This window comes from Rahnella sp. WP5 (assembly GCF_000745615.1).
GTDB classification, from domain to species: domain Bacteria; phylum Pseudomonadota; class Gammaproteobacteria; order Enterobacterales; family Enterobacteriaceae; genus Rahnella; species Rahnella aceris.
In genome coordinates this window covers 280,702-301,603 of sequence record NZ_JQJR01000009.1, presented here as the reverse complement: position 1 = coordinate 301,603, position 20,902 = coordinate 280,702, and the positions used below count along the sequence as shown (strand labels likewise).

The 20,902-nt window shown below is 53.7% G+C and carries 19 protein-coding genes and 1 tRNA gene; 10 read left to right on the top strand and 10 right to left on the bottom strand.

Going from position 1 to position 20,902, the window contains the following annotated elements; all coding sequences use genetic code 11:
• Window positions 1-117 precede the first annotated feature (117 nt).
• The gene (locus tag EX31_RS08945) at window positions 118-462 is read left to right on the top strand and encodes a DUF4156 domain-containing protein (protein ID WP_014333641.1); all 345 of its coding nucleotides are present in this window, start codon (window positions 118-120) and stop codon (window positions 460-462) included.
• A 189-nt stretch (window positions 463-651) separates the two neighbouring features.
• On the opposite strand, the gene epmB is transcribed toward EX31_RS08945, so the two are convergent.
• The gene (epmB, locus tag EX31_RS08940) at window positions 652-1,680 is read right to left on the bottom strand and encodes an EF-P beta-lysylation protein EpmB (protein ID WP_037034294.1); all 1,029 of its coding nucleotides are present in this window, start codon (window positions 1,678-1,680) and stop codon (window positions 652-654) included.
• A gap of 38 nt (window positions 1,681-1,718) precedes the next feature.
• On the opposite strand from epmB, the gene efp reads away from it, so the two are divergent.
• The 3 genes from efp to EX31_RS08925 all read left to right on the top strand — a co-directional run bounded on the left by efp (window position 1,719) and on the right by EX31_RS08925 (window position 2,762).
• A complete protein-coding gene (efp, locus tag EX31_RS08935) occupies window positions 1,719-2,285 on the top strand; it encodes an elongation factor P (protein WP_013573742.1) in 567 nt (188 codons plus the stop codon).
• Window positions 2,286-2,380: 95 nt separating this feature from the next.
• A complete protein-coding gene (locus tag EX31_RS08930; RefSeq protein ID WP_013573743.1) occupies window positions 2,381-2,509 on the top strand; it encodes an entericidin A/B family lipoprotein in 129 nt (42 codons plus the stop codon).
• A 118-nt stretch (window positions 2,510-2,627) separates the two neighbouring features.
• A complete protein-coding gene (locus EX31_RS08925) occupies window positions 2,628-2,762 on the top strand; it encodes an entericidin A/B family lipoprotein (RefSeq protein WP_013573744.1) in 135 nt (44 codons plus the stop codon).
• An 89-nt stretch (window positions 2,763-2,851) separates the two neighbouring features.
• On the opposite strand, the gene blc is transcribed toward EX31_RS08925, so the two are convergent.
• From blc to frdA, 5 genes are all read right to left on the bottom strand, one after another.
• Window positions 2,852-3,376 (bottom strand): outer membrane lipoprotein Blc, encoded by a 525-nt coding sequence (gene blc / locus EX31_RS08920; protein ID WP_013573745.1) that lies wholly within the window; start codon window positions 3,374-3,376, stop codon window positions 2,852-2,854.
• 124 nt (window positions 3,377-3,500) lie between these two features.
• On the bottom strand, window positions 3,501-3,860 hold the full coding sequence (gene frdD, locus EX31_RS08915) for a fumarate reductase subunit FrdD (RefSeq protein ID WP_014333645.1): 360 nt from the start codon (window positions 3,858-3,860) through the stop codon (window positions 3,501-3,503).
• Between the two features lie 9 nt (window positions 3,861-3,869).
• Window positions 3,870-4,280: a fumarate reductase subunit FrdC gene (gene frdC, locus EX31_RS08910; RefSeq protein WP_037034293.1), complete on the bottom strand. Its 411-nt coding sequence runs from the start codon at window positions 4,278-4,280 to the stop codon at window positions 3,870-3,872.
• 11 nt (window positions 4,281-4,291) lie between these two features.
• Window positions 4,292-5,017 (bottom strand): succinate dehydrogenase/fumarate reductase iron-sulfur subunit, encoded by a 726-nt coding sequence (locus tag EX31_RS08905; protein ID WP_153376587.1) that lies wholly within the window; start codon window positions 5,015-5,017, stop codon window positions 4,292-4,294.
• Between the two features lies 1 nt (window position 5,018).
• The gene (gene frdA / locus EX31_RS08900; protein WP_037034291.1) at window positions 5,019-6,818 is read right to left on the bottom strand and encodes a fumarate reductase (quinol) flavoprotein subunit; all 1,800 of its coding nucleotides are present in this window, start codon (window positions 6,816-6,818) and stop codon (window positions 5,019-5,021) included.
• 283 nt (window positions 6,819-7,101) lie between these two features.
• Between frdA and epmA the strand changes: the two genes are divergently transcribed.
• From epmA to EX31_RS08885, 3 genes are all read left to right on the top strand, one after another.
• On the top strand, window positions 7,102-8,079 hold the full coding sequence (epmA, locus tag EX31_RS08895) for an elongation factor P--(R)-beta-lysine ligase (RefSeq protein ID WP_013573750.1): 978 nt from the start codon (window positions 7,102-7,104) through the stop codon (window positions 8,077-8,079).
• Window positions 8,080-8,343: 264 nt separating this feature from the next.
• A complete protein-coding gene (locus tag EX31_RS08890) occupies window positions 8,344-9,708 on the top strand; it encodes a uracil-xanthine permease family protein (RefSeq protein WP_037034289.1) in 1,365 nt (454 codons plus the stop codon).
• Window positions 9,709-9,802: 94 nt separating this feature from the next.
• A complete protein-coding gene (locus EX31_RS08885) occupies window positions 9,803-11,161 on the top strand; it encodes an 8-oxoguanine deaminase (RefSeq protein ID WP_037034287.1) in 1,359 nt (452 codons plus the stop codon).
• Between the two features lie 65 nt (window positions 11,162-11,226).
• Here EX31_RS08885 and mscM read toward each other — a convergent pair whose 3' ends face one another.
• The 3 genes from mscM to rsgA form a co-directional block, all read right to left on the bottom strand.
• Entirely contained in the window at window positions 11,227-14,595 is a 3,369-nt protein-coding gene (gene mscM, locus EX31_RS08880; protein ID WP_037034285.1) for a miniconductance mechanosensitive channel MscM, read from the bottom strand.
• Between the two features lie 47 nt (window positions 14,596-14,642).
• Window positions 14,643-15,620, bottom strand: coding sequence for an archaetidylserine decarboxylase (gene asd, locus EX31_RS08875; protein WP_037034284.1), 978 nt, complete (start codon window positions 15,618-15,620; stop codon window positions 14,643-14,645).
• A gap of 182 nt (window positions 15,621-15,802) precedes the next feature.
• Complete coding sequence (gene rsgA, locus EX31_RS08870; RefSeq protein ID WP_037034282.1) at window positions 15,803-16,840, bottom strand: small ribosomal subunit biogenesis GTPase RsgA; 1,038 nt, start codon at window positions 16,838-16,840, stop codon at window positions 15,803-15,805.
• 126 nt (window positions 16,841-16,966) lie between these two features.
• Here rsgA and orn point away from each other — a divergent pair, with 126 nt between their 5' ends.
• Together orn and EX31_RS08855 are read left to right on the top strand one after the other, a co-directional pair.
• Window positions 16,967-17,521, top strand: a complete 555-nt coding sequence (orn, locus tag EX31_RS08865) for an oligoribonuclease (RefSeq protein WP_037034280.1) — start codon at window positions 16,967-16,969, stop codon at window positions 17,519-17,521.
• Between the two features lie 314 nt (window positions 17,522-17,835).
• Window positions 17,836-17,911 (top strand) — tRNA-Gly (locus EX31_RS08855).
• 314 nt (window positions 17,912-18,225) lie between these two features.
• On the opposite strand, the gene queG is transcribed toward EX31_RS08855, so the two are convergent.
• Window positions 18,226-19,380 (bottom strand): tRNA epoxyqueuosine(34) reductase QueG, encoded by a 1,155-nt coding sequence (gene queG, locus EX31_RS08850; protein WP_037034278.1) that lies wholly within the window; start codon window positions 19,378-19,380, stop codon window positions 18,226-18,228.
• Here queG and nnr point away from each other — a divergent pair.
• The gene (gene nnr, locus EX31_RS08845; RefSeq protein ID WP_037034276.1) at window positions 19,379-20,893 is read left to right on the top strand and encodes a bifunctional ADP-dependent NAD(P)H-hydrate dehydratase/NAD(P)H-hydrate epimerase; all 1,515 of its coding nucleotides are present in this window, start codon (window positions 19,379-19,381) and stop codon (window positions 20,891-20,893) included. The two genes, queG and nnr, sit on opposite strands and share 2 nt — an antisense overlap.
• Window positions 20,894-20,902: the final 9 nt, after the last annotated feature.

Genomic DNA, 20,902 nt, shown 5'->3' with positions numbered 1-20,902 from the left:
TGGATTTCGGATTTTTACCGATAGCACAAACTTGGGTATGCGTGGCAACGGATGCCTAAGAGAGCCAGGTGTTTTCTGATAGGCTTTATGTGATTACAAAAACAAATGGGGAAAGTGATGCGGATTAAAATGTTACTGGGCCTGTCAGCTATCGCGCTGCTTGCCGGGTGCAGTACCACTCATCAACTGGATGCAGCGGGCCAGCAGGTGAAATTCACGGACGACAAACCAGGCGCAAATTGTCAGTTGCTTGGCGAAGTCACCGGTGCCCAAAGCAACTGGTTCTCCGGTACCGGCGGTGACGGCAGCTCCATGCGTGGCGCAGCCAATGACCTGCGTAACAAAGCGGCAGCGATGGGCGGCAACACCATTTATGGTGCCAACAGCCCGTCCCAGAACTTCCTGTCTAGCTTTGCACCGGTTGACAGCAAAATGGTCGGTCAGGTTTATAAGTGCCCATAGTCGCGTGAAGGCTATAAATACTAAAGGGATGCCAATGGCATCCCTTTTTGCGTTCCCCCTTCATACTTCAAGCCGCAGGTGCGTTGGCTACGTTCAGTCACCTGAATCACTTACCTGAGTAAGCTCATCGGGACTCCATCACTTGCCGCCTTCCTGCAACTTGAATTATTTGGGGGTTGGAAGAACGTGTTAAGACTGCTTCAGCCGCAGATCCAGAATGGTTTTGCTCGGCTCACCGCCAATTTCACGGGTCAGTTTCGGTACCATATAACCTGACACTTTACTCATCAGCCCTTTCATAATGACGCGCGCTTCGTCGTCGTTCACCATGAAATGCGCCGCACCCTGTACTTTATCCAGCACGTGGATGTAGTAAGGCAAAATACCCGCGTCAAACAGCGCGTTGCTCAGTGTCGCCAGCACATCAGCAGAATCATTTACGCCCCGCAGCAGCACGCTCTGATTGAGCAGCGTCACGCCATGGCTTTTCAGCTTCGCCATGCTGGCGCGCAATGCATTATCAATCTCATTGGCGTGATTGATATGCGTCACCATCAGCACCTGAAGACGTGATTTTTCAAGGCGCTGGCAGAAGGCATCCGTGATACGTGCAGGGATAACCACCGGCAAACGGGTATGAATACGCAGCCGCTTAATGTGCGCGATCCCTTCGAGTTCACCGATCAACCAGTCGAGTTCATGATCCTTGGCCATCAGCGGATCACCACCGGAGAAAATAATTTCATCGAGTTCCGGGCGAGTGCGGATATAATCCAGCGCCTGAACCCAGTTAGCCTTATTTCCCTGGTTGTCCTGGTACGGGAAATGACGACGGAAACAGTAGCGGCAATTTACCGCACATCCGCCTTTCACCAGTAACAGGGCGCGATTGCTATACTTGTGCAACAGACCCGGAACAACGCTGCGTTGTTCATCAAGCGGGTCAGTGGTAAAGCCCGGCGCGGCAATAAATTCCTCGCGTGCGGTCAATACCTGAAGCAATAAAGGATCCTGTGGATCGCCCGGCTGCATACGTGCCACAAAGGCGCGGGGCACGCGAAGCGGGAACAAACGACGGGCTTCACGCCCACTTTGCAGTTCTGCATTGTCGTTAAGTGCCAGAAGAGTAAGCAGTTCATCCGGGTCAGTGATAACATCGCCGAGTTGATACAACCAATCTTCTCTAAATGGCGTGTTTAGGGTTACAATGTTTGCCATTTTTTTGGCTAATACCAGTTTAAAATTAGAGGGCCATCATGGCGACTTATTCTAGCAACGATTTCCGTCCGGGTCTTAAAATCATGTTCGAGGGCGAGCCTTACGCTATCGAATCCAGTGAATTCGTAAAACCAGGCAAAGGCCAGGCTTTCGCACGCGTTAAAATGCGTCGTCTGCTGACCGGTTCCCGTGTAGAAAAAACCTTCAAATCTACTGACTCATGCGAAGGCGCTGATGTTGTAGATACCAACATGAACTACCTCTACAACGACGGTGAGTTCTACCACTTCATGCACCCTGAGACTTTCGAACAGCATCAGGTTGAAGAGAAAACTGTTTCTGACGCCTCTAAATGGCTGCAGGACAACGCAGAATGTATCGTGACGCTGTGGGATGGCCGTCCTATCGCTGTTCAGCCACCAAACTTCATCGAAGCTGAAGTTGTGGACACTGATCCTGGCCTGAAAGGTGATACCGCAGGTACCGGCGGTAAGCCAGCGACCCTGAGCACCGGCGCTGTGGTTAAAGTGCCATTATTCGTGCAGATCGGCGAAATCGTCCGTTGTGACACCCGCTCTGGCGAATACGTTTCCCGCGTTAAATAAGTTCTCAATACTTATTACGCCGGATGAAAGCTGCCACAGGTGAATGCCTGTCGCAGCTTTCCAGCCCCAACTTGTTGAATGGGATTATGTTTACCATGTTGAAGAAGATGATGTTTATCGTGGTTTCAGTGATGCTGCTGGCTTCGTTATCCGGCTGCAACACGGTTCATGGTTTCGGTGAAGACATCCAGCATCTGGGTGGCGCAATTTCCAAAGCAGGCTGATCCCTTCAGCCTCATTTTACCAAATGTCCTAAAATCCTGCCTGTTCCCTTCTATATCCAGAAAATTAGCTACACTAAAAGTGTCGTACTTTACATTCTCTTATAGGAAGGAAATTTATATGCTGAAGAAAAGTATCCTCGCTATCTTGTCTGTTCTTATCTTGTCTTCTGCCTTAACAGCCTGCAACACCACGCGTGGCGTAGGTGAAGATGTGTCTGCCGGTGGGGAAGCCATTCAGAAAAGCGCGCAATAGCGAGCGAATAACGTTAAGTAAACTGATGTCTGCCTGCACGTTGATGCAGGCAGTGTTGTTTTTATGGCGCGAGTTTTATGGTGTAAGCATCAAGGCTGTTTCACCCACACCAGTTTGCTGGTATCAAATCCGTACTGCTGCGCCGTTTGCAGAAGTTGCTGCTTCACGCTGTCATCCAGCGTTGGCGTACGAGACAGGATCCACAGATAGCTTTTATCCGGCCCGCAGACCAGCGCGTAACGATAATCTTTATCCAGTTCTATGACGTTATAACCGCCATAGAACGGACCGAAGAATGACACTTTCAGCGCCGCGCGCGCAGGTGATCCGGTGAAGTAACCTTTGCCCTCACTTTCCTGCCATTTATTCTTCTGCGGATTAAACCCGCGATTAATCACTTTTACGCCGCCATCATCGCGCAGGCTGTAATTGGCGGTGACGCGTTCCAGTCCGCTTTCAAAACTATGGTCCAGCCTGGCGACTTCATACCAGGTACCGAGATAGCGGGTGAGTTCGAAATTATTGACGACTTTGACGTCAGCAGGCGGCGTTACGCTGCACGCGACTGACATAAGTGCTGTGATGATAACGCTGAGTTTTGACCAGATACGCATGGAGTTTCCTTCCTTAGTATGTTCTCTAAGTGTAGGTAACAAAAAAGAAAAAGGGAAAACCTGCGGATAAAGAATGAAAACAGCGGCCAGAGAGATGGCCGCTGGAAAGTCAGATCTTTGCGGATCAGAGGCGGATCAGCACGATAAGGGTGACGATACTTAAGATCGTCGCCAGCCCGTAGAACACCCATTTTCCGGCCGGAACGTGGATCTTCAGGTCGTGCATGCAGTGATGGATCCGGTGCAGACCGCACCACAGAGGCAGCACGATCATCAGCAGCAGGAACAGACGCCCGATCCCGCTTTGCGCAAATGCCAGCACGCGTGGATAGCTCAGTGCGTCGCCGGGGAAAAAGCCCAGCGGCAGCAGGAAGCACACCAGCAGAATCATCACCGGCGCAAAAATCGCGCTCCACATACCGCCCGCACCAAACAATCCCCAGAACACCGGCTCGTCTGAACGTTTAGGAAGAGTATTTTTCATGTCGCCTCCTTAAAGAAACAGTGCGATGACGAGAACAACCAGCGTCACAACGATCGTCACGCCCCAGAAACCGGCAATCACCGGTTCAGGTCCCATTTTTTTACCTTTCACCACCAGGATGGAGGCTTTCGGTGCCAGTTCGAACCAGGTTTTGGTATGCAACAGGGCCGCAAGCAGGGCGATCAGGTTAATCAGCAAGACCACCGGATTTTGCAGAAAATTCACAAAACCCGCCCAGCTTTCAGGCCCGTTACGTAACGAGCAAACCCCTGCCAGCAGTAAGAGACTGAACCATACTGCCGGAACCGCCGTGCCCTCACGCAGCATATAAAAACGGTAGAACGGTAAATTTTTCCACCAGCTGGCTTTCATCTCACGCACGTAGGGTTTACGTTTGCTGCCCGTACTTTGAGTCGTCATATTTTCCTCCCTCATTGCGGTCTCAGCCTCGCGATCATGAAGTCTTTCGAACTTTCGACTTTGCCTTGCTGAATGGCGGCGGCAGGGTCGACGTGCTTCGGACAGACTTCGGAGCAATAACCGACGAACGTACAACTCCAGACACCATTCTGACTGTTGAGCTGTGGCATACGTTGTGCTTTGCCGTGGTCACGGTTATCGAGGTTGTAACGATGCGCCAGCGTGATAGCTGCCGGGCCGATGAATTCAGGATTCAGTCCAAACTGCGGGCAGGCGGCATAACATAAACCACAGTTGATACAGCCGGAGAACTGGTGATATTTCTCCATTTGCGCCGGAGTTTGCTTGCCCGGGCCTTCGCCGACCGTGCGGGTATTGCCGATAATGTAAGGTTTGATGGCTTCGAGGCTTTCGATAAAGTGGGTCATATCGACCACCAGATCACGTTCCACCGGGAAGTTCCCCAGCGCCTCAATCTGCATACCGTCCGGATATTCCCGCAGGAAGGTTTTGCACGCCAGCTTCGGCACCCTATTCACCATCATGCCGCACGAGCCGCAGATTGCCATACGGCACGACCAGCGATAGGAAAGGTCAGCGGCCAGATGATCTTTGATGTAGCCCAGAGCATCGAGCAGTGACGTTGTTTCATCGAAAGGCACGTCATACACCACCGGATGCGGCGCGCTGTCCGTTTCCGGGTTGTAGCGCATGATCTCAACCTTCAGGCTGCGCATTTTAGCCACGTGATTGCTCCTTATCTTTTTTATCGTGAGTCTCAGATTCCCCGCCGTACACGCGTTTTGCCGGTGGCAGCGTGGTAATTTTCACGTCGCCATATTCGAGACGCGGGGCGGAATCTGGCTGATAAAAGGCCAGAGTATGTTTGAGGAAATTCACGTCATCGCGTTCGGTACAGCCTTCATCGAGACGCTGATGGGCGCCGCGTGATTCGCGACGATTGATGGCGGAATGCGCCATACATTCTGCTACTTCCAGGCCATGACCCAGTTCGATGGTATACAGCAGGTCGGTATTAAAGACACTGGAGGTATCCTGAATTTTCACCCGTTTGAAGCGTTCTTTCAGTTCGGCCAGTTTATCGATGGTTTTTTGCATCAGCTCGGTAGTGCGATAAATCCCGCAGCCTTCTTCCATCGCCAGACCCATTTCGTCACGGATGGCTGCCCAGCTTTCGTCGCCTTCCTGTGCCATCAGCGCGGCAACACGGTTTTCGATATCACGCACCTGCGCTTCGAGTGCGGCGTTGTTGCCGGTGTCTTTGGCTTCAACTGCACGCTCTGCCGCTTTTTCACCGGCCATACGCCCGAACACCACCAGTTCTGCCAGTGAGTTGGAACCGAGGCGGTTGGCACCGTGCAGACCGACGGAAGAACATTCGCCGACCGCAAACAGTCCTTTGATACGGGTTTCACACTGTGCATCGGTTTCAATGCCGCCCATGGTGTAGTGCGCGGTAGGGCGAACAGGGATCGGGTCCGTAATCGGATCGACGCCGACATACGCTTTGGCCAGTTCGCAGATGAACGGCAGACGCTCACGCAGTTTTTTCTCGCCGAGATGGCGTAAATCCAGATACACCACGTCGCCACGCGGCGTTTCGATGGTGCGTCCGGCGCGCCATTCGTGCCAGAACGCCTGTGATACTTTGTCACGCGGGCCGAGTTCCATGTATTTGTTTTTCGGCTCGCCCAGAGGGGTTTCCGGCCCCATGCCGTAATCCTGCAGATAACGGTAACCGTCTTTGTTGACCAGAATGCCGCCTTCACCGCGGCAGCCTTCTGTCATCAGGATGCCGGAACCTGGCAGGCCGGTCGGGTGATATTGCACGAACTCCATGTCGCGCAACGGAATGCCATGGCGGAACGCCATGCCCATGCCATCGCCGGTGACGATGCCGCCGTTGGTGTTGTAACGGTAAACACGGCCTGCGCCGCCGGTCGCCATGACCACGGCGTTAGCCCGAATTTGCACGCGTGTGCCTTCCATCATATTGATGGCGACAACGCCGCGTACCTGGCCTTCATCGACCAGAATATCGAGGACGAAATGCTCATCGAATCGTTTGATTTGTGGGTATTTCAGCGAGGTCTGGAACAGGGTGTGCAGCATATGGAAGCCGGTTTTATCCGCGGCAAACCAGGTGCGTTCGATCTTCATTCCGCCGAAGCGGCGAACATTGACGGAACCGTCATCCTTACGGCTCCACGGACAGCCCCACAGTTCAAGCTGGGCCATTTCAGTCGGGCATTGATGAACGAAATGATCCACCACGTCTTGCTCACACAGCCAGTCGCCTCCGGAAACGGTATCCTGGAAGTGAAAATCAAAGCTGTCGTGATCTTGCGTCACAGCGGCAGAACCGCCTTCGGCCGCCACGGTGTGGCTGCGCATTGGGTACACTTTCGAAATCAACGCGATATTCAGGTTGGGATTGGCTTCCGCTGCGGCTATTGCTGCGCGTAAACCCGCCCCACCTGCACCTATAATTGCAATGTCGGCGTTAAAGGTTTGCACTGCATTCCTCCACTATCATCAATGAGATCGGGTTTGAAACACCCGCGAAAAGCTCTTCATAATCGAAGAGTTAGTGAACCCCGATGACATACAGGCGCTGTCCCGGTGGCTGATATTCTTATTGTTTGTAAGAGAATTATTATACCAAAGGGGTAGTCATGGTAATTTGATGTGAATGCAGGTTTAGGCTTTCTCTGCATTGCACTTCGTAAAATGAGATATTTGTTTGCCTGCGGGGATGCAGGTAGACTGCATGACTTTTCTGAATTCGGAGTAAATCACCATGAGCGAAACAGCAAGCTGGCAACCCAGTGCTCCCGTCGCCAATTTGTTGAAGCGTGCGGCTATCCTCGCTGAGATTCGACGTTTCTTTGCCGATCGCGGCGTACTGGAAGTTGAAACGCCAGCAATGAGCCAGGCCACGGTGACCGACATTCATCTGGTGCCGTTTGAGACGCGTTTTGTCGGGCCGGGTGCGGCTGACGGCATGACGTTGTATCTGATGACCAGCCCGGAATATCACATGAAACGTTTGCTGGCTGCGGGCAGCGGGCCGATTTATCAGATGGGACGCAGTTTCCGTAATGAAGAAGCCGGGCGTCATCATAATCCGGAATTCACCATGCTCGAATGGTACCGTCCGCGTTATGACATGTACCGTCTGATGAATGAAGTGGATGATTTACTCCAGCAGGTTCTCGATTGCGATAGCGCTGAAACCCTGTCTTATCAGCAGGCGTTTACCCGCCATCTCGGTGTGGATCCGTTATCCGCCGACAAAACGGAACTGCGTGAAGCGGCGGCAAAACTGGATTTATCCAACATTGCTGATACCGAAGAAGACCGTGACACCCTGCTACAGTTGTTGTTTACGATGGGTGTAGAACCGCACATTGGTCGCGACAAACCGACATTCGTCTATCATTTCCCGGCCACGCAGGCCGCTCTGGCAGAAATCAGTACGGAAGATCACCGCGTCGCCGAGCGTTTCGAGGTGTATTACAAAGGCATTGAGCTGGCGAATGGTTTCCGCGAACTGACGGATAGCCGTGAGCAGCGTCAGCGTTTCGAGCAGGATAACCGCAAACGCGCGGCACGCGGCCTGCCGCAGCATCCTGTCGATAACAATCTGCTGGATGCGTTAGAACACGGTATGCCGGAGTGTTCAGGTGTGGCGCTGGGCGTTGACCGCCTGATTATGATTGCGCTGGGTGCTGCCAGCCTGAGTGATGTCCTGGCCTTCCCGGTGACACGCGCCTGATGAGGGCTTAAGCCCTGTTCCCAAGGTCAGGGCTTCCTTCCACGACTTCCCTTTTTGCCCCTTCATTGTGCAATAAACCCAAAACTGCACTTTTACTGAAACAAAAGTACCTAAATGACGCAACGCTGATTTTAAAGTTTCAGTGCTGGCCCTTTCTCGCCAAGCGCCATAAACAGGGTCTTCTGCCTGAGTTAAGCTAAATTTTTTGCTGCTGGCCTGATTTATGCATTACCGGATCATCACTTATTATCCGGAAAACTCGTTATGTCAGAATCCAACGACAAAGAACTTCTTTATGGACTGGAAGAGCGCATTGCACCGGCACCGGCATTTTTCACCGCCATCCAGCACGTGCTGGCAAGCGTGGTCGGAATTATCACGCCGCCGCTGATTATCGGCTCGGTTCTCGGGCTGAATGCCTACTTGCCTTATCTGATCAGCATGTCTTTGCTGGCTTCCGGCATCGGGACATTTATTCAGGCGCGCCGGTTTATGTCGGTGGGCGCGGGGATGATTTGTTTGCAAGGTACCAGTTTTGCGTTTCTGGGGGTGATCCTCTCCGGCGGTATGTTGGTGAAAAGCCGCGGTGGCTCTCCTGAAGACATCATGGCGATGATTTTTGGGGTGAACTTTGTGGCGGCGTTTATCCCGCTGCTGGTTAGCCGGTTTATCGGGCAGATGCGCCGCGTGTTTACACCGCTGGTCAGCGGCACCGTAATCGCGCTGATTGGCATCAGCCTGATTAAAGTCAGCATTACCGACTGGGCGGGCGGCCATGGTGCCGCGAATTTCGGCGCACCGGTTAACCTCGGGCTGGGGGCGCTGACGCTGCTGGTGATTGTCGCCTGCAACCGCATCGACGTGCGCTGGCTGCGCCTTTCATCAATAGTTTTAGGCATTGTTGTCGGCTGTATCGCCGCTGCGCTGACCGGCCATCTGACGGTGAAACCTTTGCAGGGCGACTGGTTTGCATTGCCGCAACTGTTCCGTTTTGGTTTTAAGTTTGACTGGATTATTTTCGTGCCGATCGCGCTGGTATCGTTTATCAGCATCCTGGAAGCGGTGGGTGATCTGACCGCTAACTGCATGTTGTCGCAACAGCCGATTGAAGGGGAAAGCTTCCGTAAACGTCTGCAGGGCGGGATTCTGGCTGACGGTATCAGTTGCCTTATCGCCGCAGCCTTCTCGTCATTTCCTAACACAACATTTGCACAGAACAATGGCGTGATCCAGATGACCGGCGTCGCCAGCCGTTTTATCGGCATGTATATTGGCGCGGTATTACTGGTGCTAGGCCTGTTTCCGTTTATCGGCGAAGTGTTGCAGCAAATTCCTGCGCCGGTGCTGGGTGGCGCAACGCTGGTGATGTTTGGCAGCGTGGTCGCGGCGGGTATCCGAATCATGACGCAGTCGCCGGTCGGGCGTCGTGAAATGCTGATAATTGCCATCGCCTTTGGCATCGGTCTGGGCATTGAAGCCGTGCCAGATGTGCTTGGTCAGTTCCCACCCATCGTTGGCAATATCTTCGGGCATGCCGTGACCAGCGGTGGCGTTATCGCTATTCTGCTCAATTTACTGATGCCTGCAGAACGCACCAGCGTGGTCGCGGAGGAGATCAAGGTTCACTGAAATTCTGCGCGTTGCGCCCCTGGATCAGCAGACAGGGCATAACTGAGCTGACTCACTTTTTGAATTTAATGTGACCTTAAAAAGGAAGTCAGACATGTCAGAGCAACGCACGTGGATCAAAAATCCGCTGGCGGTTTTTACCGCCAACTCACTGGATGCCCGTGGCGGCATCGTCACTGAAGGGCAGAAAATTGCTGAGTTGCTGACCGCGGGTCAGCCACCTTCGCAGCCGGTAGATCATATTTATGATGCCTCCGAGTCTGTACTGCTGCCGGGGCTGATTAACACTCATCATCATTTTTATCAGACGCTGACCCGGGCCTGGGCGCCCGTGGTCAACGTGCCGTTATTCCCGTGGCTGAAAAAACTTTATCCCGTCTGGGCGCGTTTAGGGCCGGAGGCGCTGGGCCTGGCAAGCCGCGTCGCAATGGCTGAACTGTTGCTTTCCGGTTGCACTACCACCACTGACCACCATTATCTTTTCCCGCAGGGCATGGAAGAAGCCATTGATGTGCAGGTCGATGTGGTCCGTGAGCTGGGTATGCGTGCATTGCTGACGCGCGGCTCGATGAGTCTCGGTGAAGAACAGGGCGGTCTGCCGCCGGAGCAAACAGTGCAATCGGGCGAGGTGATTTTGCAGGACAGTCAGCGTCTGATTGACCGCTATCATCAGCGCGGTGAGGGCGCGTGGATGCAGATTGCACTGGCACCTTGCTCGCCGTTTTCGGTCACCACCGAAATTATGCGTGAGAGCGCCAGGCTGGCGCAGCGGGAAGATGTCCGGCTGCATACGCATCTGGCGGAAACGCTGGATGAAGAACAGTTTTGCCTGAAAATGTTTGGCCTGCGTACCGTTGATTATCTGGAAAGTGTCGGCTGGCTGAGTGACCGGACATGGCTGGCACACGGGATTCATTTTAATGACGATGAAATCCGCCGTCTGGGCGCGGCGGGCACCGGTATCTGTCATTGTCCGGTGTCGAATATGCGGCTGGCTTCCGGTATGTGCCCGACGCGGGATCTGGAGGCCGCTGGCGTGCCGATTGGTCTGGGCGTTGACGGTTCGGCGTCGAATGATGCATCAAACCTGATGTATGAAGCGCGGCAGGCGCTGTATCTGCAACGTCTGAAATACGGGGCGGAATATGTCACACCGGAACGAGTGCTGGGTTGGGCGACGCGCGGTTCGGCGAAGCTTATCGGTCGCGATGATATCGGGCAGATTGCCGTGGGCAAACAGGCTGATCTGGCGCTGTTTAAACTCGATGAATTACGTTTCAGCGGCAGTCATGATCCGATTGCCGCGCTGCTATTGTGTGGTGCGGAAAAAGCCGATCGGGTGATGATCGGCGGGAAATGGCGGGTGACTGACGGTGAAATTGTCGGCATGGATATCAAATCGCTGATCTCTTTGCACCGCAACGCTGCGGCAGCGCTAATCGCGGATCTTTAAACTCCATCAGCCAATGTGCTTAAAAAAGGGCAGAAGAATCTGCCCTTTTGCTGTTCTCTTTTCTCTTACAAATCGCCCGGTGAGCGCGAACTGTTACTGCTGCGACCACTGCCGCTGCTGCTGGTAAAGGTCGCGTTATTGCCATTTTGCGCGCGGTGCAGTGTTTCCATACGCACCTGGAATGGCGGGAATGGCAGTGTAATGCCGTGCTCGCGGAATCCAGCCAGGATCAGTTGGTGAATTTCATGGCGAAGCGGCATACGGTGCGCCATTTCAGCGGCATGCATACGCAGCTCGAAAATCTGAATCCCCTGCTGGAGATCCACCAGATAGGCTTCCGGCGCAGGCATATCCAGCACCAGCGAGCAGCGGTGCGCAGCGTTGAGCAGAATTTCTGTCACTTCTTCACTGTTGGCTTCCGACGGTGCAGGCACGGTTAGCACCACGCGCGTGACGGAATCCGACAGCGACCAGTTGATGAACTGCTCGGTGATAAAGGCCTTGTTCGGCACGATAATCTCCTTGCGGTCCCAGTCAGCGATCGTCGTGGCACGGGTGTTGATCCTGGTGATACTGCCGGTCAGGTTGCGGATCGTTACGGTATCGCCGATACGGATCGGTTTTTCAAACAGGATAATCAGGCCGGAAATAAAGTTAGCGAAGATCTCCTGCAAACCGAAGCCGAGACCGACACCGAGTGCCGCCACCAGCCATTGCAGTTTTGCCCACTCGATCCCGATCAGCGAGAAACCGGTCAGGCCGCCAATCAGCAGCAATACGTATTTGGTGACGGTCAGTACGGCATAGCCGGTACCCGGCGTCAGATCCAGGTGTTGCAGCAGCGCCAGTTCCAGCAACGCGGGCAGATTACGCACCAGTTGCGTGGTGATAATCAGCACCAGAATGGCGATCAGCACCGATCCGAGGGTGATCGGCTGCATGCTTTCCACGCCCTGAACTGTAGACGCAACCTGCCAGAGATGAATATTTTCCAGGAAAGAGAAGGCCGAGTGGATTTCAGACCACAGGAAGATCACCGAGATCAGCGCGATCAACGTCAGCAGAGAACGCACCAGCCGCAGCGACTGGGCAGAGATGGCATCCAGATCCACCACCGGTTCCTCAATCTCGACCGTGCCTTCATTGCTGGTGCTGATCTGATGGCCATCTTCCTCACCGCGGGCGCGTTGATTCAGCATTTCCGCACGGCGCTGCTTGGCGCGTTCGAAGGCGATACGACGTCGCTGAATCAGCATCCAGCGGCGGATAATGTGATAAATCACCAGCAACACGAACCAGATGGCGACCGAGGTTTCCAGGCGGGCCAGCAGCGCCTGTGAGGTCGCGAGGTAGCCCATCAGTGAAGCCAGCGCAGCGACAATCGGTGCGCCCAGCAGCATCCACCACAGCGTCTTGTTAATGATGTTTTCGCTGTTGCCTTTTTTATCGTGATACAGCGGAATGCCCGCGCGTTTCAGGCTATTGGTGACCAGTGCGACCACCAGACACAGAATCACGAAGCACAGACGCCCCAGCGTATTAGAGAACTCGCGATCGTTGAGATTATCGAAGGTAATCAGCGCCATAATGAGCGGCACCAGCACCCAGATCGACAGCGCGTAATAGCGCAGTGCCCTTGACACCGCACGCTGCGGCCAGCCGAAGTGTGCCACAAACAATCCCTGAGGATGTGCCAGCGCGGCGCTGACCATAAACGCCCACAGGATTGGCAACGTCGCGGTGACGCCATCGCCGATCGCTACCGCAATCGGATACGGCCAGGCACTTTGCAGCCCGAATCCCAGCGCGGCCCACAGCACAGGTAACGGCATCGCCACCAGAATTGACCAGAACACGGTACGCAGGGTCAGCGAGAAATGATCCTGCGTGACTTTGCCGACTTTACTGCTGGCACGTTCCAGAAATGCATAATAGTGCTTGCGGGAACTGATGCTGATAATCACCAGAATCAGTGCGCCAAACAGCGGCAGCAGTGTTTCTTTGCTGGTGACCATCATCATCGACGCACCGCCAAGCTGGCTGAGCGAATCCAGCGAGACCAGCCGTTTCAGGTCATGCGCGACCTGCACCGGGTAAGAAATGCCGATGGCGCTGACGTCTGCCACCCAGAACAGATAACGGTGGGCGGCGTCATGTACGTCATTCAACGCCTCCACCAGTTGGCTGTTTGCCACTTTCAGCTTGGTCAGTTCAAGAATTTGGGTATCGCAACCCGAGAGCAGGGAATTGAGCAAATCACGTTGCGTCCGCAACTGCGCATCCAGAATTTTTTGCTGATCTGTGGTGAGCGGTTTGCCATCGTCCTGCCGCGCCTGACGGTAAATAGCCTGCTTATCCAGCAAATCTTCATAGTGCAGACGCTGAACGCGCAACTGGCCCATATCGCGGTCAAGCTGTTGCGGTTTTGGCATATCCGGCAGACGCGCAACCTGCGCCCTCAACGTTTCGCCAAGTAAATTAGACGCGCCAAGCCACTGCGCCTGTTCGCGAATGGTATTAATCGCCTGACGTACCTGCTGAGTCTGTGCAGCGGCCTGACGTTGTTGAGAGGAAATCAGGTCCATCCGCTGCGCCTGCTGATTCAGCGCCAGCGACAACTCGCGGTTTGCCTGTAACTGCTGACTGATCGAGTGTGGCAACTCGCCACTCTGTTCGGCCAGCAGCTCGGTTTTTTCCAGCGCCTGTTCGGCTTCCTGCTGACGTTGATTATTCAGCGTGTTGCGTAAAACCTGTAATTGCTGATCAAGAAAATCGGCGCGCTTTTTGTAGAGATCGGTGCGCATCCGCGACAGTTCCTGCCGGTTATTGGCAGAAAGCTGAGCCAGTTCCAGTTCATCCACCTTCGCTTTGCGCGCTGCGGATTCGGCCTGAAGTGCGCTGAGTTGCGCCTGCGCCAGGGGTGAGGAGGTGGCCGCCGCTGTCGCCGCCTGTATGCGCTGATCGATGTCGCTCAGCGCGTTGCGGGCTTCGGATTGCTGTTGCGGGATCAGACTTAGTGAGTCGCTGATGTCGCGGGAACGATCCTGCTCCTGACGTAACTGGCGGGTTTCTTCCAGTTGCTGGCTACTGACTTGCAGAATTTGCTGCTCGAGCTGAGCGGCTGAGATGCTGTTATCCAGCGCGGGTGGCTTGTCAGGCTGATTTCGCAATTCCTGGTGCAGGGCCTGCGTCAGTTTTGGAAAATCATCAATGACCTTTTGATATTCCGCCGTGCGCCCGGCTGAAACACTGGCTTCATTCAGCCAGTTGAGTGCGCTTTGCAGCGCCTCAACCACCTGCGTCTGATTGGCCATTTCTTTGTTGGCTTCCGCCTGTTTCAGCTCCTGTTTGAGCTGATCTTCAGTCGGGGCCGCACCCGCCATCAATGGCAGGGACAGCAGTAAACTCATCAGCAGGGCGGGGATCAGGCGCACTCGGTCACATCCTTTTTCTCAGTTCTTTTCGTCTGTTCAGGGCGAACTTAATAATCTTTCGGGACTTGTGGTTCAGCCGTTGCCACACCAGCAGGTGTTTCTGTTGCTACAGGTACTTCTGTTGCTGGTGCTTGCGCGTCAGTTGTTGCGGGTGCCGCTTCACGCAGCGCTTCAGCGAACGGTTCGCCCATGCGGGTCACGGTGCCATTGCTCAGATTCGGCATGAAGCGAATTTGTTTAGCGGCAAACAGGTTGATCACCGTAGAACCCAGTTTGAAACGGCCCATTTCCTGACCTTTTTCCAGCGCGATGGCACCTTCTTCGCCCGCCGCCGGATAGGTCCAGCGTTTGATAATGCCTTCGCGTGGTGGTGTGACACAGCCGGCCCAGACGGTTTCAATGCTGCCGACAATCGTTGCGCCGACCAGAATCTGCACCATCGGCCCGAATTCAGTATCAAAGACGCAGATGACGCGTTCGTTACGGGCGAACAGATTTGGCACATTCGCAGCGGTCAGCGGGTTGACGGAGAACAAATCACCCGGCACATAAATCATTTCGCGCAGCACGCCGTCGCACGGCATATGCACGCGGTGATAATCCCGTGGTGCCAGATAAATGGTGGCGAACTGGCCGTCTTTGAACTGCTCAGCCAGCAGATAGTTACCCGCCAGCAGCGCTTCTAAACTGTAGAAATGACCTTTAGCCTGGAACAGCTTGCCATCGGTAATTGCCCCTAACTGGCTAACTGCGCCGTCGGCTGGCAGACAAAGCATATCCAGACCGCTGACGACCGGACGTGCGCCATCGCGCAGCGGACGCACGAAGAATTCGTTAAATGTGGCGTAAGATTTGAGATCCGGGTTTTGCGCTTCTTTCATGTCGACGTTATAAAAACGCGCAAACGCTTTGATCACCCAATGGGTCAGCGTGGCCGCACGTTTGTCCGCGCCCCAGCCAGCAAGACGGGTCAGTCCTTGTTTAGGAAGTAAGTATTGCAGTTTGATTTTGATACTGTCCAGCACGGGGAAAACCTCTTGGATGGTATGAATGACCGGTGTTACCGGTCATTTTGCAGGAGACCCTGAAATCAGTTCAGGGTCACGCAGTGTTGTATGGCGGAGGATTGTAACGGGGTGAAATCAACGGTTCAACTTCCGTTAACCTCACCCGTTTGCCATTAACATGTTAATTCAATTAATTAGCATTACAGCGTGTCGAAGTTTTTACGTGTTTTTACGTCTTCCATGCTTTCCAGAATGCGGTGGTAGTTGTCGAAACGTTCTTCGGCTATTTCACCCCGGTCTACGGCGTCACGGATTGCACAGCCCGGATCGCTGCCGTGTTTGCAGTCACGGAATTTGCAGTAGCCAAGGAAAGGACGGAATTCGACAAAGCCCTGGGTGATTTGCTCTGGCGCAAGGTGCCATAAGCCGAATTCACGCACACCCGGGGAGTCGATGACGTCGCCGCCATGCTGGAAGTGATACAGACGCGCTGCGGTGGTGGTGTGCTGACCCAGGCCTGAGTTATCAGAGACTTCATTCACCAGAATTTGTTTTTCATCCGGTGGCAGCAGGGCGTTCAGCAGGCTGGATTTGCCTACGCCTGACTGGCCGGCAAAAATACTGATGCGGTCAGTCAGCGCCTTTTCAAACGCAGGCATGCCTTCGCCGGTCTGGCTCGACACTTCGAGTACGCGATAATTGATATTGCGGTAGATATCCATCATGCCCTGAACGAATTTACGGCCTTCGTCGTCGAGCAGATCGATTTTATTGAGCACAATCAGCGGCTCAACTTCAACGGTTTCGCACGCCACCAGATAACGGTCAATAATATTGAGCGACAGCTCCGGCAGAATGGCGGAGACAATGACGATCTGGTCAATGTTTGCGGCAATGGGTTTGACGCCATCATAGAAATCAGGGCGTGTCAGAACGGAAGTTCGTTCGTGGACCGCCTCGACGATACCTTTCACACTGGCATTTTCCCCGGCGCGCCATACAACGCGGTCACCGGTGACCAGAGAACGGATGGTACGGCGGATATTGCAACGGTGCTGGCTGCCGTCGGCCGCTTCAACGTCCGCATGCATCCCGAAACGGCTGATGACAACGCCGTCCTGCGGTTCGCCATGCAGAGAATCGTCCAGCTCTTTTCGTTTGTCGGTCTGTGTCAGACGACGCTGATGGTTAGTCTGAACGCGACGTTGTTGCCCTTTAGACAGTTTTGACTTAGTCACTGCGCCTCACTTGACTGGCTTTAATCGCTCGGTGCGACCAAAACGACTATGATACCAGCTATTTTATAGTAATTGCCCGAATGACGGAGATCTCCGTCAACTCTCTACTTTGTAACAGGACACATCATGGCTGCAAATGACTCGAACTTAATTTGGATCGACCTGGAAATGACCGGTCTGGATCCTGAACGTGACCGCATTATTGAGATTGCCACGCTGGTGACGGACGCGCATCTGAACATTCTGGCCGAAGGGCCGGTGATGGCGGTGCATCAGTCTGATGCTCAGCTGGCGCTGATGGATGACTGGAATGTGCGTACGCACACCGGCAGCGGTCTGGTGGATCGCGTCAAAGCCAGCCCGTTTGATGACAATGCAGCCCAGCAAAAAACTATCGAGTTCCTGCGCGAGTGGGTTCCGGCGGGGAAATCGCCGATTTGCGGCAACAGCGTCGGGCAGGACCGACGTTTCCTGTTTAAGTATATGCCGGAGCTGGAAGAGTATTTCCATTACCGTTACCTGGACGTCAGCACGCTGAAAGAGCTGGCGCGTCGCTGGAAGCCGGAAGTGCTGGCAGGTTTTAAAAAGCAAAATACCCATCAGGCCCTGGATGATATCCGTGAATCCGTCGCTGAATTAGCCTACTACCGCGAACATTTTATTAATCTCCACAATAACTGAAATCTTTTTTATTGCGCTGCGGAGCACGAAATCACCGTGTTTCGCTGATTAATTCATCTCTTTGATGTTTTAATCGACACTTGAACGAAAAATTCATTTTTTTGCTTTCAGGGGCTTGCGGCTAAAAGGATTTCTCGTATAATGCGCACCCCGTACCGATGAAGAATTTCGTTGAGTGCGCAGGTTTTTCTCTCAGTTGGTAGAGCACGACCTTGCCAAGGTCGGGGTCGCGAGTTCGAGTCTCGTTTCCCGCTCCAAATTTTTAAGTTACGTAGATTCAAAGATTTAAGCCGTCAGAAGTATTACATCTCAATGCGGGAATAGCTCAGTTGGTAGAGCACGACCTTGCCAAGGTCGGGGTCGCGAGTTCGAGTCTCGTTTCCCGCTCCAGTTTTCTTCTTCAGTTCAAAATCATTTCTTAACGCTTTCTTCCTGCATTTTCTGTGCATAAATGACGTGATCATTACACGATTTGTAGTAATGTTTTAAACAGACTTATCCACAGGTTTAGTTGTTTTTTTACACTGTCTGTTTTTTGCGCCCGCCATATTGCCAAAATATAACTTGTTGATTTAAATCAATATAAATTTATAAAGAAACGTTATGACGATCACTTGCTCTTTTTTTTGCACTTGATTGGCAAAGCATTTTTATTTTTATGCACAGAAAATATCGCTTTTCTAATGCATTGCTTTGGGGAATGGTTATGCATCCCTTGGCAAACCCTTTTCCACTGCGCGGATCAGGCGTTTTTGCTGTGAAGTTTGCACTTCTATCCGATGTTCATTCCTTCTTTCTGTCTGCTGTGCGATTGCCCAACTGATATGTTCATCCAGCAATGCATTTTCCCCTTCCCGCGACTGTAAGGCATTAAGCACGTCTTCCGAATAGGGCGCATTGCCCAGCGCCACTGCAATATTGCGCAACCAGCGCAGATGTCCGATACGCCGGATCGGCGAACCTTCCGTGATACGCAAAAATTTTTCTTCCGCCCAGCTAAACAATTCAATCAGCTCTGGTGCATGCAGCGCGGCGCGCGGGCTGAAATCTTCTTCATCCGTCAGTTGCGAATAGCGATTCCAGGGGCAAATCAGCTGGCAATCATCGCAGCCGTAGATACGGTTACCCATCAGCGCGCGGAATTCTTCCGGTATTGCGCCTTCCAGCTCAATGGTCAGATAGGAAATACAGCGGCGGGCATCGACGGTATAAGGCGCAACAATGGCACCGGTCGGGCAAGTGGTGATGCAGGCCACGCACTTTCCGCATTTCTCTTCCTGCGGCTGATCGACAGGCAGGGGCAAATCAATCAGTAGTTCGCCGAGAAAGAACCATGAACCGGATTCACGGTTAAGAATGAGTGAGTGTTTACCAACCCAACCAAGACCGGCTTTCGCCGCCAGCGGGCGTTCCATCAAGGGTGCGGAATCGACAAAAGGGCGAAAGGTGACGGTCTGATCAGCGTGTTCAGTACAATGCGCCTGAATCATATCGCCAAGTTTTTTCAGACGCTGGCGCAAGACTTTGTGATAGTCACGTCCAAGGGCATAGCGGCTGACGTAGCCGAGTTGCGGGTTATTCAGGATTTTGGCAAAGGCCGCTTTGGCGGGTAAATAATTCATGCGCACGCTGATCACCCGCAATGTGCCGGGCAGAAGTTCATGCGGCCGTGCGCGTAACATGCCGTGGCGCGCCATCCATTCCATCTCGCCATGATATTGTTTATCAAGCCAGTCTTGCAGTTTAGGCTCTTCGGCAGATAAGTCTGTATCGCAGATGCCAACCTGCTGGAAGCCTAGCGATTGGCCCCATTGCTTGATATGTTGAGCCAGTTGAACGAGATCGAGAGGGAGTGTCATGACGAACCAACGTGAAAAACGAAACGAGGCGAGTTTACCACATTCTGTGTTTTCTGCTGACTGGCTGCGACAGGCTGAACGCCAGGCGGCGCAGGAAACGGGGATTTCTCTGTTTACACTGATGCAACGTGCGGCAAAAGCCGCTTTTTTACTGGCGCAGCGTGAGTTTCCGCAAACCCGCCACTGGCTGATTTTGTGTGGCCACGGTAATAACGGTGGCGACGGTTTTGAAGTTGCGCGTCTGGCGAAAACTGCAGGCATAAGCGTGACGCTGCTGGCCGTGGCAGGCAGTAAGTCGCTGCCAGAAGAGGCAGAAAAAGCGCGGCAGGATTGGCTGAAAAGCGGCGGCACGGTTAACCCTGCGGACTTTGCATGGCCGCAGGACGCTGATCTGATTATCGATGGTTTGCTTGGCACCGGTTTATCTTCCGCGCCGCGAGCACCTTATGACGGGCTGATTGAAGCCATGAACTCGGCGTCTTTGCCTGTCATCTCTTTAGATATCCCTTCCGGTCTTGATGCGCAAACAGGTCAGACTGCGGGGAAGGCGGTTTACGCCACGCATACGATCAGTTTCATCGCCCTGAAACCCGGTTTACTGACCGGGCAGGCGCGCGACTACACCGGCAAATTACACTGCGATGCGCTGGGGCTGGAAAGCTGGCTGGGCGGGCATCTTGCTCCCTTACAACGGCTGGATGCGTCACAATTAGGCGCATGGCTGCACCCGCGTCGCCCTTGTTCTCACAAGGGCGAACACGGGCGTTTGCTGTTAGTGGGCGGCGATACCGGTTTTGCGGGGGCGATCCGCATGGCTTCGGAAGCCGCGTTGCGAAGCGGGGCCGGACTGGTGCGAGTACTCACTCACAAAGAACATACCGGACCGTTACTGACCGCGAGACCTGAGCTGATGGTGGAAGAACTCACCGCAGAGTCGCTCGATGAAGGGCTTGAATGGGCAGATGTGTTAGTTATCGGCCCCGGTCTGGGTCAGAAAGAATGGGGCAAACAGGCGGTAGAACGCGCAGAAAATTGGGATAAACCGGCCTTATGGGACGCTGATGCGCTTAACCTGCTGGCAATCAATCCGCGGAAACGGCAAAATCGTGTGCTGACGCCCCATCCGGGCGAAGCGGCACGTTTGCTAGATTGCAGCGTGAACGAAATTGAAAGTGACCGCTTACTTTCAGCCAAGAAACTCACGGAGCGATATGGCGGCGTGGTGGTGCTCAAAGGTGCCGGCACTCTGATTGCCAGTGAGCGTGGCGAGATGGCGGTCGCGGATGTCGGCAATGCCGGTATGGCATCCGGCGGCATGGGCGACGTACTTTCTGGTATTATCGGCGGCCTGCTGGCTCAGAAACTGAATAGTTATGATGCGGCCTGCGCGGGCTCAGTAGTGCATGGTGCTGCCGCAGACGAAATTGCCCACCGGCAGGGAACGCGCGGTATGCTGGCAACTGATCTTTTAGCGGTGATTGCCCCGTTAGTTAATCCAGACCTGAAGAAATAGATATCACTG

Excerpts from the sequence above, each read along its gene's own strand:
- queG (WP_037034278.1), bottom strand. The coding sequence starts at position 19,380 with ATGACACTCCCTCTCGATCTCGTTCAACTGGCTCAACATATCAAGCAA.
- epmA (WP_013573750.1), top strand. The coding sequence starts at position 7,102 with ATGAGCGAAACAGCAAGCTGGCAACCCAGTGCTCCCGTCGCCAATTTG.
- EX31_RS08885 (WP_037034287.1), top strand. The coding sequence starts at position 9,803 with ATGTCAGAGCAACGCACGTGGATCAAAAATCCGCTGGCGGTTTTTACC.
- EX31_RS08890 (WP_037034289.1), top strand. The coding sequence starts at position 8,344 with ATGTCAGAATCCAACGACAAAGAACTTCTTTATGGACTGGAAGAGCGC.
- epmB (WP_037034294.1), bottom strand. The coding sequence starts at position 1,680 with ATGGCAAACATTGTAACCCTAAACACGCCATTTAGAGAAGATTGGTTG.
- blc (WP_013573745.1), bottom strand. The coding sequence starts at position 3,376 with ATGCGTATCTGGTCAAAACTCAGCGTTATCATCACAGCACTTATGTCA.
- EX31_RS08925 (WP_013573744.1), top strand. The coding sequence starts at position 2,628 with ATGCTGAAGAAAAGTATCCTCGCTATCTTGTCTGTTCTTATCTTGTCT.
- frdD (WP_014333645.1), bottom strand. The coding sequence starts at position 3,860 with ATGAAAAATACTCTTCCTAAACGTTCAGACGAGCCGGTGTTCTGGGGA.
- nnr (WP_037034276.1), top strand. The coding sequence starts at position 19,379 with ATGACGAACCAACGTGAAAAACGAAACGAGGCGAGTTTACCACATTCT.
- orn (WP_037034280.1), top strand. The coding sequence starts at position 16,967 with ATGGCTGCAAATGACTCGAACTTAATTTGGATCGACCTGGAAATGACC.
- EX31_RS08905 (WP_153376587.1), bottom strand. The coding sequence starts at position 5,017 with ATGCGCAGCCTGAAGGTTGAGATCATGCGCTACAACCCGGAAACGGAC.
- EX31_RS08945 (WP_014333641.1), top strand. The coding sequence starts at position 118 with ATGCGGATTAAAATGTTACTGGGCCTGTCAGCTATCGCGCTGCTTGCC.
- frdC (WP_037034293.1), bottom strand. The coding sequence starts at position 4,280 with ATGACGACTCAAAGTACGGGCAGCAAACGTAAACCCTACGTGCGTGAG.
- efp (WP_013573742.1), top strand. The coding sequence starts at position 1,719 with ATGGCGACTTATTCTAGCAACGATTTCCGTCCGGGTCTTAAAATCATG.
- EX31_RS08930 (WP_013573743.1), top strand. The coding sequence starts at position 2,381 with ATGTTGAAGAAGATGATGTTTATCGTGGTTTCAGTGATGCTGCTGGCT.